This is a genomic window from Wolbachia endosymbiont of Ostrinia scapulalis (genome assembly GCF_023559145.1).
Classification (GTDB): Bacteria; Pseudomonadota; Alphaproteobacteria; order Rickettsiales; family Anaplasmataceae; genus Wolbachia.
Genome location: NZ_CP096926.1, coordinates 50,375 through 62,645, shown reverse-complemented (window position 1 = coordinate 62,645; position 12,271 = coordinate 50,375). Strand labels below are relative to the sequence as shown.

12 protein-coding genes and 1 pseudogene are annotated in these 12,271 nt (G+C 33.6%); 1 reads left to right on the top strand and 12 read right to left on the bottom strand.

Going from position 1 to position 12,271, the window contains the following annotated elements; translation table 11 throughout:
- Positions 1 to 7: 7 nt before the first annotated feature.
- From M1L26_RS00320 to der, 5 genes and pseudogenes are all read right to left on the bottom strand, one after another.
- The gene (locus tag M1L26_RS00320) at positions 8 to 487 is read right to left on the bottom strand and encodes a disulfide bond formation protein B (RefSeq protein WP_211907670.1); all 480 of its coding nucleotides are present in this window, start codon (positions 485 to 487) and stop codon (positions 8 to 10) included.
- Between the two features lie 32 nt (positions 488 to 519).
- The gene (locus tag M1L26_RS00315) at positions 520 to 687 is read right to left on the bottom strand and encodes a hypothetical protein (protein ID WP_250120200.1); all 168 of its coding nucleotides are present in this window, start codon (positions 685 to 687) and stop codon (positions 520 to 522) included.
- 123 nt (positions 688 to 810) lie between these two features.
- Positions 811 to 1,759 (bottom strand): annotated as a pseudogene (locus tag M1L26_RS00310) (IS110 family RNA-guided transposase).
- A gap of 214 nt (positions 1,760 to 1,973) precedes the next feature.
- Positions 1,974 to 2,942: a hypothetical protein gene (locus M1L26_RS00305; protein WP_250120199.1), complete on the bottom strand. Its 969-nt coding sequence runs from the start codon at positions 2,940 to 2,942 to the stop codon at positions 1,974 to 1,976.
- Between the two features lie 108 nt (positions 2,943 to 3,050).
- Entirely contained in the window at positions 3,051 to 4,376 is a 1,326-nt protein-coding gene (der, locus tag M1L26_RS00300; protein ID WP_211907671.1) for a ribosome biogenesis GTPase Der, read from the bottom strand.
- Positions 4,377 to 4,511: 135 nt separating this feature from the next.
- Here der and M1L26_RS00295 point away from each other — a divergent pair, with 135 nt between their 5' ends.
- Positions 4,512 to 5,324: a hypothetical protein gene (locus M1L26_RS00295; RefSeq protein WP_250120198.1), complete on the top strand. Its 813-nt coding sequence runs from the start codon at positions 4,512 to 4,514 to the stop codon at positions 5,322 to 5,324.
- Here the strand turns inward: M1L26_RS00295 and M1L26_RS00290 are convergent.
- The 7 genes from M1L26_RS00290 to recR all read right to left on the bottom strand — a co-directional run bounded on the left by M1L26_RS00290 (position 5,321) and on the right by recR (position 12,256).
- Positions 5,321 to 6,646 carry an IS4 family transposase gene (locus tag M1L26_RS00290; RefSeq protein WP_250120059.1) on the bottom strand — a complete coding sequence of 442 codons (1,326 nt, stop codon included), beginning with the start codon at positions 6,644 to 6,646 and terminating at the stop codon, positions 5,321 to 5,323. The two genes, M1L26_RS00295 and M1L26_RS00290, sit on opposite strands and share 4 nt — an antisense overlap.
- A 73-nt stretch (positions 6,647 to 6,719) precedes the next feature.
- Positions 6,720 to 7,331, bottom strand: coding sequence for a hypothetical protein (locus tag M1L26_RS00285; protein WP_250120197.1), 612 nt, complete (start codon positions 7,329 to 7,331; stop codon positions 6,720 to 6,722).
- Between the two features lie 38 nt (positions 7,332 to 7,369).
- On the bottom strand, positions 7,370 to 9,274 hold the full coding sequence (gene htpG, locus M1L26_RS00280; RefSeq protein WP_211907538.1) for a molecular chaperone HtpG: 1,905 nt from the start codon (positions 9,272 to 9,274) through the stop codon (positions 7,370 to 7,372).
- 150 nt (positions 9,275 to 9,424) lie between these two features.
- A complete protein-coding gene (locus M1L26_RS00275; protein ID WP_250120196.1) occupies positions 9,425 to 10,627 on the bottom strand; it encodes a KAP family P-loop NTPase fold protein in 1,203 nt (400 codons plus the stop codon).
- A 51-nt stretch (positions 10,628 to 10,678) separates the two neighbouring features.
- Positions 10,679 to 10,843, bottom strand: coding sequence for a hypothetical protein (locus M1L26_RS00270; RefSeq protein WP_250120195.1), 165 nt, complete (start codon positions 10,841 to 10,843; stop codon positions 10,679 to 10,681).
- Positions 10,840 to 11,550 carry a hypothetical protein gene (locus M1L26_RS00265; RefSeq protein ID WP_250120194.1) on the bottom strand — a complete coding sequence of 237 codons (711 nt, stop codon included), beginning with the start codon at positions 11,548 to 11,550 and terminating at the stop codon, positions 10,840 to 10,842. The genes M1L26_RS00270 and M1L26_RS00265 overlap by 4 nt, the downstream gene beginning before the upstream one ends.
- A gap of 118 nt (positions 11,551 to 11,668) precedes the next feature.
- On the bottom strand, positions 11,669 to 12,256 hold the full coding sequence (recR, locus tag M1L26_RS00260; protein WP_211908738.1) for a recombination mediator RecR: 588 nt from the start codon (positions 12,254 to 12,256) through the stop codon (positions 11,669 to 11,671).
- Positions 12,257 to 12,271 lie beyond the last annotated feature (15 nt).

The window sequence follows — 12,271 nt, the reverse complement described above, 5'->3', positions numbered from 1 at the left end:
ATACCAATTATTGTTGTACCTTATTTCTTTCTCCACAATACATTTTACCTGATAAGAATAGAGCTACTATAAGATAAATAAGATTCCATGTTGCTAACGAAACACCAAAGATATAATGAGGTCTGTCACAAGACGGAGAGTAGTTAGGGTTTAATAGATTATTTCTTAGCTCTTCTATGCTAACGTTACCACTTGCTTGCTCTGTACAGCCTAAAACATCATGAAATAAGTGGAGTTCAAGACCTACATGATAAAAAGATATTATTGCACCAATGAGATAGCTGCAAAACATCGCATAGATTAGGATTTTGTTTTCTTTGAACATGTACGCAACTGCAAGTAGACCTGTAACATAGTAAGCTACTCGCTCGTATATACATAACTTACACGGTATCATATTGAAAAAATAGTCTAGCACATATGCAAAAATTAAAGCGACAGCGCTTGATAAGAGAAAAATTATAGAACTGTTATTTACATCTGACATAGTTAATGAATTACTACAATATCTGTGAAGAGTCAACTCTTGTTTGACAACGTTTCATGTAACGATAGAACACTAAGTACTATGTTACCACTTTTACACCCTATACATATGTTCGCCGTTGTATCAACTATGTTTTTTAAAAAATTTTTTATTGTGTAATTTTGCAACTTGATCCAATCATGTAGGTAATAAAAATCCATTCGTCATAGGAATAGAATTTTATGTCAAACAGCTATTGCCTGCTTAAGCCAATGAATATGTGAACAAGCACTTTAAGTTTGTGTGGACGCACAATATTCATTTCAATTACTGCTATGTAAATTTTAAACATTCAAATTAATTGCCTCTTTAAGCCTTGCATTAGCAATTACTATAATTTTACGCATTAGAGCTGTTATAGCTACCATCTTCTTCTTACCACTTTCAACAAGCTTAGAATAAAAGGTGCCAAGTGCAGATTTGGACCTTGCAGCAGACATGGCAGATGTAAAGAGCTTTGAACGAACATTACTTCTACCTCCTATAATCCTTCGGTAACCAACAGTTTTACCACTTTCCCTAGGATGAGGTGCTACTCCGGCAAGACTTGCTACTTCTTTTCTACTTAAGTAGCCAAGCTCTGGCATTAAACACAAAAAATCTTGTGATAACTTTTTGCCTATTCCAGGAACTGTTTTAAGGATTTTTTGACGTTGTTGTAGCTCATGGCTTTCATCAATAATTTTTTGTATAGTGTCATTGAGTTCGTTTATTTGATTATTGAAAAATTCAATGGTCTTCTGGCAACTTTCCTTTATATGGTCATTTTCAGGAGCTTCCAGTCTACACTTTTCCTGAGCTCTCATTTGCGTAATGTCATCACGACGTTGACAAAGTGCAACCAGGGTTGATTGTTCTTTTGATTGTAGGTACAAATAGAGAGAGAGTTCTATGGCGTTCAAATCCATATTGAGCAAGAGCCCTCGCATCTGATTTATCAGACTTTGCTACAGTTCCGTGAGACAAGATAAAGCTTTTTACTTTACGAGTATTAGCTCGATGTACTGCAATATTCTTGTCAATAAGAAAATGTGACAAACCAAGCTCATATTTTCCTGTGTTTTCCAAAGTTACTAAAGAATTAGGTAGAATATCTGAAAACTTTTGAAATAATTGTTGCCAAACATCAGAATCATTGTCAAATTTGACAGCGTTCTTCTGTTTGTGAATTGCAACGACATTTTTAAATTTTCCGATATCAATGCCAATAAAATTTTGATAAGATGTAACCATAACAAACCTCGATAGTTTTAGTTAATTTAAGATTGTAAACGGGTGCATATATATGTCCCAAGCAACTATTCAAACGTATCGAGAGATGGGCTAGTGTACCTTGATTTAAACGGTTGTAGTACCAATATTCTTCCGGTCGCACACGCCCATGATAGTCCTATTCCTATAGTGAGTAGGGCTATCTTTCCCTCTTATCCTCTTTTATATCACATTTTCAACTTACAATTGGTTCAGTAATCAGCCCTTTCATATCAGTTGCAACTCTAGTATCACTATCTATTTTTGCAATTTCTTCTTTGGTATACAATTCATCCTTGTTTTTCGTCCAGCTATTGTCATATTGAATATCAACTTCTCCTCCATTGGTTTTGAAGCCGAATATTTCTTCTATAACTGATTTTTTGTCAAATGAGTATTCATTAGAAAGACTGTGACATATTATAACATCTGTAATTGTGTAAACATAAGATGGTGCTGATCTAAGCATAGGATAATATGTTTTAAATCTTCTCTTAACTTCATTATAAATTTCCGTAATCTTTATTCTACCAGCATCACTTACAGCAATGATAGCGTTCTCAATATCTATCATACCGCTGTAGCTGTGGCCTGTTCCTTCATTTTCAGCAAGTAGAAAGCCCTGTTTAGCATGAATCTCACCAATTTTCTTGTCTTCTGTAGGTAAGATATCAAAATCAAAATAAATCATAGGAGACTTCAGTGCCAACAACATAAATATACGCATGCTGTCTATCTCAACACCAAAAGATAATCTTTCATCTTCTGGAATAGAGTATAGATCTCTAAAATATTGAGACACCTTGTATAAAGGACATTTAGATTTTTCAATTTGCCACATTTTTTGTAAATGAAAGCTAAACTCATATTCCCCTAAATCCAGCTCATTAAAATCTATAAGTTCTATATTTTTGTTTGGGTTAAATTTTCTGTTTGATATTTTATTCTCCAACTCTTTACGTTGCATAGGAGTAAAACCAGATCCATTTATTACTAATTTCACTACACGTGTACTTTCCCTCTTTGCCCATTCGCTCAATCTCTCCACGTATTTTTCTGGGATTAGATATCCATATTTTCGGGGAAGCCACTGAAACACTAAGGGTGTATCAACCGTGAAAGTATGTGGAGATCCAGGCCTTAAATCTTGTCCTTTATAATTCATAGCAAAAGTACTAAATAAGTTAATACTTTGCTATATAATATTAATTTATCAACTACTTATTTAAGTAATATTATTTATTTATTAAAAATATTACTTAAATAAGATTACCTACTTTACATAGGGATTTTTGTTCTTTTTCAAAAGTAATCTGACTGGTACGCCTTCAACAAAGAAGTTTTTTCTAAGACCATTAGTCAAATAACGTTTATAACTCTCATCAACACTTTCCGGGACGTTGCATACCAAAGAAAAAGCTGGAGGTTTGGTGCCAATTTGAACAATATACTTCATTTTAATTGCTCTACCTTTTATAAGTGGGTGAGAATGTTTTTCCACAGCATCTATTAGCCAATTATTCAGTTTTGCAGTGCTGATCTTCTTGTTTAAGGATTCACTCACTTCAAGACACTTATCTATCACATCACCACAGCGCATACCTTTCAATGCAGAAATTGTTACAGTTGGCACTTCCAAAAATAACCGAGTCACTTCCTGTTGTTTGACAAATTTTATTAACTTACTTCTGTCATCCTTACCTATTAAATCCCACTTATTTAAAACGATGATAATTCCCTTCCCCCCTTTAATTGCAGCTTCAGCAATTGATAAATCCTGCTGCTCAACGCCAAGCAAGGAATCTAGCATTAAAATCACTACATGAGAGCGCTTTATTGACTCTATACTTTTTTCAACAAATCTTGATTCTAAGTTATCAACAACATTTGCCTTTCTGCGGATTCCCGCAGTATCGATGAGAGTGATTAATTTCCCATTATGGTCGTATGAAATATCCACAGAGTCACGCGTGGTACCAGGTTTTGAGCTTACTATTAGTCTATTTTCTGCAAGTAAACTGTTTAAAAAAGTTGATTTTCCAACGTTTGGGCGACCGATGATTGCAATCCTCAGTCTAATGGACTCACTTTCAGGCAGCTCAGTTTTTTTGTTAAAATCTTCAATAACACCAGCTAATACATCATAAAGATCAATCATACCAAGATTATGTTCGGCTGAGATGTACACCGGACCTATGAAGTTGAAGAACTGCAAATGATCAACATTTTCCGATTTATGACTTTCGCATTTGTTTGCTATTAGTATTACAGGTTTGTTCGTTTTTCTCTTCAGCCACTTTGCAAACTCTTTGTTCTGCTCATTTTGCACTTTTGCATCAACAAGAAAAAAAATTACATCTGCGCTTAATAAAGAAAACTCTATTTGTTCAATAACTTGTAGTGAAAAACTGGTTTGGTCATTCCATCCTCCTGTATCTATAACTTTAAACTCTAAATCACTAATTCTTCCAATTCCTTCACGCCTATCTCTCGTTACTCCTGGAATGTCACTAACTACCGCTGCTTTTCTTCTTACTAGCCTATTAAATAGAGTTGACTTGCCTGCATTTGGAAGGCCTATTATGACTATTTTCAGCATAGTTTAAGAGCGTATTTTATACATAGTAAATTATAATCAAAATTTTTTAGTTTAACTATTGACTTGATAGATTATATACCTATCCTAAAATTAGGATATTTTATCTTAAGTTTATTATGTAGAATTGGAGGCGCTATGCATAATGCAAATGAAACTTTAATAATGAATTTCGATCAAGTTGCTCAATTAACTCCTCAAATTTATAAATTAGGGACACCTTATAACAACAGGACACGTATATATAACTATATAATTTTAGCTAAAGCATTGGGGAATCTCAATGATCCATCCCGGTCACATGCAAATAAGGAGCTTTTTTTGAGTGACAATGATGAAGAAACTAAGAAATTTCTGAGTGTAATTCGAAAAGGAATTGCTGAATATACAGGTAATGATTCTATAGATGTGAGGTTGAGAGGAAAAGAAGATAAATCATTTACTGCATGGGTATCGTTAAAAGAAGGCAGAGGTGAGTTAAAATTTGATAACTCATTTCCTGGTAAAGCCTTAAAGGATAGTAATCCAAAAATTGGAGCTTTTACATTGGTATCTCCAGAAGATAAAAGGTTGGTGCGTGTTTCACAAAGTGATGATGGTGTAAGGCTTTATCAAATACTAAATGAGTCTTGTATAATTAAATTTAACTGGAAAGTGGGTGATAGAGATTGCAGTATTGCTTTAAATATTAGTAAAAATGGTAACGTATTTTGTACTGATTTAAGTGATAATATAAGTCCTGAGGACTTCGAGGAAAACAAAGCTGTAAAAATAAAAATTGGCTATTATGAGAATAAGAAGATGGATAAATATAATGACATGACTCTAGCAAAATTGATCTCATTGGCTTCAAACTTACAAGGAATTGAAAGAGAAGTTATAACAATTAATCCATCAACAGGTGTAACAAGTGCAAGTGCACAGAATGTTAGTGCATACGCGTCAAGTTAAGAGATTGTGAGCAAATTTAGAGAGGTTAAAGTGGATACTCTAGTCCTTCTACGTTTGTCTTTTAATGAAAATAGCGACCAAGTTATAGTGAGTTTTTTAAGAAATGCTTTTAAACTATTAATTTTGGTTAATACTAAAAATAACTCTCTAACCCGCCTTTTTAGCTCAATAAATGCCTTTGTTAAGCTAAGTTCTGTATTCTTTTTCACTTCTGTGCAACCAACTATGCCGTGAAATATAAGAATTGCGCACAATTTAGCATATAGTTCACATAATACTCTGCATGGCTTTCCTTTTAGCTTATCAAGCCTGATATGGCTTTTATACAATTTAAATAATAACTCAATTTGCCACCTTACTCTGTAAATCGTTAATACTTGCTCAGCACTAATTTTATTTTCTGGAACATTAGTTATAAATATTGACCAGTTCAACAATTTTTGATTTCTTTTAGAGGATGTATATCCCTGCGATCTTGCTAATCTATTAGCTTTCCTTCTTCTGGCCATAGACTGTTCTTCAGTTAGTTTCTGACATATAATTCTTACTCTAATTTTTGCTTCTTTTCCTAACAATACCTCGTTTTCTAAAAATAACTTATCCTCTAAACATTCTAATAACTCCATTTTTTGATTTGTTTCTACATCATATATGTTGGTATCAGATTTATAACGACTTATGAAATAAGCTCCTATTTCATTGATTTGTTTAAAAGAACTTGGCACAAAATAACCGAGATCAGATATTAGCAAATCATTGCTTAATATATTACTTAAATGTTTCCTATATCCCTGGTCTGATCTTACCCCCTCCGTTAAATTAAGTTGGTCTATTATCTGATTCATGTAGTCGAAAACTAATTGTAACTTTATTCCAGACTTAGTATTGCTTTCATAGCCACTGTAGCTAGTACCATAACCTTTATACATCTCTTCCATACTGTTAGGTAGAGTAATATAGCTACTGTCCAATAATTTAACACTATTAAATTGCTGTAAGATTTTGCAATCAACTTGCAAGATATTTTTAAAGAGAATCACAGATTCATTATACATCCTTTTCATAAATTCCACTGCTTCTTCAGTAAATCTAAAATCCAAACCTTGTTTTGTTATATCTATCGAGTCCTCGTTTAGTAATTGACACATTGTTTCTACGCTACAATTATCAACTCCTATATTACCCAAGACCATGGCTTTTACGAATGATGAACCTTTTAGCTTTCTCTTTCTTTTTATAAACCTTGTTGTAATTGAGATTTTCTCTGCTTTTTCATTAAAAAATTCTTTGAGCTTTTTTGATAAGCAAGTTATTTTATTCATTGGTTCTCTCACTAAAAGTATATCTGGGAGAACTTATACCTTATTATTCTATCTCTTTCATACCTTTATTTCCTTAACTTGACGCGTATGGTTGCTTAACAGGCATATTTGGAAAATATTTAACGTTTAAAGAATCCTGATCACTACAGACAATCTCTATATGTCTATCATTAGCATCAGGCAATTGCAAATCGTGTCCCAAAAATATAGGAGAGAGCTGCATTAACAAAGAGCCATCATAACCAGCCTGATTGCAACTAGTAATTAATTCTTCTAATAGATTATCATTTGGAATTTCTGCTTTAGCATGTTCAAACATTTTTGTAAAAACATGTTTTGCGATTTGGCGTTGGTCATTTTGATTACATTTATCACGAAGCTGGCTAACGAAATTCTTGTCTATAACTTGACCATTAATTACAAAATCCATCCTGGGTAGATCTTTGTAAGCTTGCTTGCCAGAATTTGCATCCCTATTACTCTCACTTGCCTTTACTTGACTTAGCAGAGATTGTGTTAGTTGAAACTGTAACGTAATTGGTACACTAGGTTCAACATCAGAATCCCTCACATCAGCTTCTTCTTGACTCTCATTACTTGAATCTCCAGAATGGCGACGCTCCCTTTCTTCTGCAGTATCTACTGCTGGCGGCATGAGCCCACCAAATAAATTCCAACCACCCATGATTTACCCCCCGACCATTAGCTAAGTTAATTATAGCATTAAACAGAAATTTTGCCAAGCAAATTATTGAGTCTTTTAGCAAACAGACTTACGTCTTCCATCTCTTCACCTTCCACTATACAAGCTTGATAGAACAATAAGTAAATCATATCTCCAAGTGTTGGATTTTCACCATTTTCAGCGTGAGATTCCATTATGTTTCTTATCAAAGGATGCTTAATGTTAATTTCAAGTACTTTTGGCGTGCGGTAATTTAGCTGCTTCTGTTCACGTAAAAAACGCTCCATACGAAGATCCATAGTTCCTTCATCAACTGCTAGACACACAGGACTATCGGTTAATTTCTTAGAGATCTTTACACTTTTTACTAAGCTTCCAAGAACCTTGGTGAAGTATTCGAGTATAGAATCCGCGTTTTCTTCGCTTTTGTTTTCATCTGATTTATTTTCTTCATCTTTCTTACCTTCTTCTGAAGAGAATTTTTCTAAATCAACATCAGCACGAGTTACAGATTTAAATTTTTGATCTTTATATTCATGAATCACGCTAGTCCAGAAATCATCAACTGGATCAACAAATAGAAGCACTTCCAATCCTTTGCTGACGAATCCTTCAAGTTGTGGACTGTTTTTTACTGAATCGAGACTATTTCCTGTGAGATAGTAGATATGTTCCTGTTCAGGCTTCATTCTGCTTATATAATCATCAATGCTAACTAGCTTATCATCACTGGTGCTATGAAATCTGCAAATGGAAAGCAATGCTTCTCTTTCATCAGTTGGCATAGCTTCGCAAAGACCTTCTTTTAACACCGCACCAAAATTGCCCCAGAATTTTGTGTATTCCTCTAAATTATCTTTTGCTTTTTTGCCGAGCTCTGATACCGCGCGTTTAGTTAGGGATTTCCTAATCTGCTCAACAACGCGATTATTCTGCAGTGTTTCTCTGCTGATGTTAAGAGGCAAATCTGGTGAATCAACCACACCTTTCAAGAAACGCAGGTATTGTGGTATAATTTGCACATTATCTTCAGTAATAAATACTTTATTGACATATAACTTTACAGAGCAGCGTCTATCTGGATGAAACAAATCATAAGGCTTGATAGAAGGAACATAAAGCAAATTCGTATATTCTATTGCACCTTCATTTTTATTATGCAGTATCATCCAAGGCTCACCACCTACGTGCGCAACACCGCGGAAGAAGTCGTTGTGCTCTTCTTGAGTAACGTCATTTTTTGGCTTAGTCCAAATTGCAGCTTTGCTATTTAATTTTTCACTTTTCCCTTCTTCATTTACAAATTCAACAGGAAAATTTATGTGATCTGAATAAGTAGTAACAATGTTTTCAATACGGAATTTGTCTAAAAATTCGCTTTCTTCAGGACGAATGATGAGCGTAATTTTTGTTCCACGAGAGATTTGACCATCTAACTTGCTGATTGAATATTCTCCATCTCCTTTAGATTTCCATACCCAAGATTCTTCCTCTCCGGCTTTCCTTGACTCTACTATAACTTCTGAGGCAACCATGAAGCTTGAATAAAAACCAACACCAAACTTTCCAATCAGTTCTACAGCTTGGTTTGAATCTTTATTATTCTTAATTGCATCCAAGAATTTTTGCGTACCAGAACTTGCAATCGTGCCAAGATTATCTATTAAATCTTGCCTGTTCATGCCAATTCCATTGTCGGTTATATACAGCTCATTCTTATCTTTACTGGAGCTAATAGTAATCTTCAATTCATCGCTTGAATCTAGTAAATTAGGATTTAATTGCGATTCATAGCGCAATTTATCACATGCATCTGATGCATTTGATATTAACTCACGCAAGAAAATATCCTTATTGGTATAAAGTGAATGAATTACTATATTTAGTACTTTGCCTACTTCAGCGTCAAATTTTAAACTTTCAGTTTCTTGTATGTTGTGCATTTTGAGCTCCATTATTAGCCTGCTATTCTAATAATTTAAGTATTGCACAGCGATCTTTCAAGGTCATATATGCTAAAATTTATGTGAGCCAATTTGTCATGCAAGCTGAAATGATAAGAAGAGGGTTCTGTTCTACAATTCTCTTTATTCTTAGAATAAGATATCTCTTATTTGCTTCAAAGATTTGTGAGTCTTTGATTCTTTTTCTTTAAAAGTAGTCTCAAGAGAAGTTTTAAGATTTTCCCATTCTTCCTGACCGTTTAGAATCAAAGCGCTCTCAATCTTCTCCAGTGCCTTCTGAGGTGATGAATATAATTCCTCATACAAATCAGTGTTTACTGACTGTAGTATTACTAAAAATGTAAATAAATTCGGATCAATTTTCGCATAACATAGCTTTATTTTCTTTACGCAGTATTCTATTGCCTGCAATGATAATGAGAAGCTTTCTGCATAAAATATAAAGCTATCTATAATTAAGCTCTTTGATTTTTTCGGCAATTCAATATTTTGAAACAGCTTTCTTGTAAATTTCTCTATTGGCTGTTTTGGCAAATGCAAAGAGAGATCAGTAAAAGATTTTAGGCTGAAATTTGGTCCAAGTATTGTGCTGATTGCTCTTTGCACGTTACTTTTATCTTGACTAACAGAGATAATGAAAACCAGTCCCTCAACATCAAGCATGTACTTTATGGATTCTAAAAAATCGACAATGAATTTGGGGCGGCATATATCAAGATTATCGACCATTATATAAATGTTTTTACCTTTTCTGATTTTGTTAACCACATCTGCTAGTTGTATTTTAAAATCTCTAATGTTCTCTTTTCTCCTTTGGAGAAGATTTAATTCACCCAAGACAAAACCTATGTCTTTCTTATCAGCCTCTTTTGCAGCATCGAGAAATACTGAAAGCATAGCGAGTGGAGATTTACTGATTAGCTTTCCTAATGTATTGAGAGAAAATAGTTCTTGTTTTATGTTTTTGAACTGCTGTATAACACTTCTTTTTACTTCGTATGATGCAAATAGATCCTCAAACAGGAAATGCAAAAAAGAAGGCAATGGTTGATCTAGCGCACTAATATCCCATGCGCTGTAATAAGCTGCAATTTCATTTTGCTGCTCTAGATCCTTTACCCATTCTTTCAAAAAAAATGTCTTACCCCACTCATTATATCCTTCTAAGGATACGATCGAAAAAGACTGATCAATTGTCTTAATTATATTACTAAATCTACTTGCAACTTGCTTATAGCCTAAGCAATCACCTTCCCAAGTTATTACCTTGGGTAGATGTTCCGTTTCTTTTTTTCTGAAGGTTATTAGGGATGTAAGTTTTTTTAAGCACATAAGACTCTTACACTATATTTTACTATAGTATTTTATAAGTTAAGAATCAGTTTACTTAAATAATCCATAATTTTCTATCACTGCAGAAATGGAAAGGTTCTTCAAGCTGCTTTCGGGACTATATTGAATATCTATGCCGGTTAATTCTTTTACCCTTCCTTCTGTATCTTTTGTTAACCTTTGTGTTAAACCATCTACATTGCCAGAACTTATCATTCCCATAACAGAAATTTCCCATTTGAAATATACTCCTTCTCTATCAGTGGGGATATTTTAATTATCCTATCTAGGCTCTCACGATTGGTTATTGATAATTTACCTTCTTGTTGAAGTAGATATAACTTTTCTATCATCTCAGCTCTATTACCGGAGTGGTTCTTTACAAGATCCTCTAATAGTTTTTCATGTTCATCTATAGGCACATGAATATACATTAGCCACAAAAGAAGAACTAGGTCCGTATTATCTTTTGTTATCTCCCTTATTTTACTTGCCTGAACGCTTGCATAAAAATAAGGATCCTTTCCATCATAAGAATAACTAAACCTCGACACCCCCGACCTAATTTGATCACCAATTCTTACTCGAATCACATTTTTCAGATTTGCAATAGATCTATGCTCTTGTTCCATTACTTTAAACATTTTTGAAGAATCTATTTTTGTGATATATGGGTCATATTTGATTTTAAATTTAGGTTCAATATTCATCAGATCTCTTTTTAGTTCATATTTGATTTCAAGTTCAGGCTCAATATTTATCAGATCTTTTTTAACCAGATGATCTTCTATTATATATCCAATTCGTTTACTATCTGCGTATTCTTTGTTAAATAGCGCAATGAAATCAAGAGCGGTTGATCTTGATTTTTTGATTAACCAATTATAAGTATAACGTACTCCATCTAGTGCAAAAGTTAACATAACCCCTCATTTTAAAACATCATATTTAAATGTATAATATTTTCAATTAGTAAGCAAGTTTCTAGGCTGAAGTATGTTATAGTATTTTTAAGGTATGTTGCTCAGAAGAAATGGAATATTATTTAATATCCTGTCTTGACGTAAGTGCTATCTTCAGCGTCCCTTCATCTAGGTAGTCAATTTCTCCACCTATCGGTATACCACAAGCAAGGCGCGATATTTTTACATTCGAATTCTTTAGCAATTCAATTATATATTGCGCAGTAACTTGGCCTTCTAATGTTGGGTTGATTGCAATGATGACCTCTTCAATTTTAAATTCTGTAACTCTTTTGGGAATGTTATCAAGATTCAGTTCTTTTGGACCTATACCATTTATTGCTGATAGCCTTCCACCCAAAACATGATACATACCTGAATATATATTTCCTTTTTCAAATGTCCATAGATCACCCAACTCTTCTACTACACACATTAACTTGGTGTCACGCTTTGGGTTAATACAAATAGAACATGGCGATTTAATATCTAGGTTTCCACAAATTTTGCACTCTATTATAAGATCCGCTAGCTCTCTAATCAAAGATGCAAGCGGTAGCATGACTTTCTCTTTATTTTGGAGCAAATGTATAACTAACCTTCTTGATGACGATGGCCCTAAATTTGGCAATTTAGAAAAAGCATGAACTAAATTCCTTATATTAATGTTCATTCAGTAAAT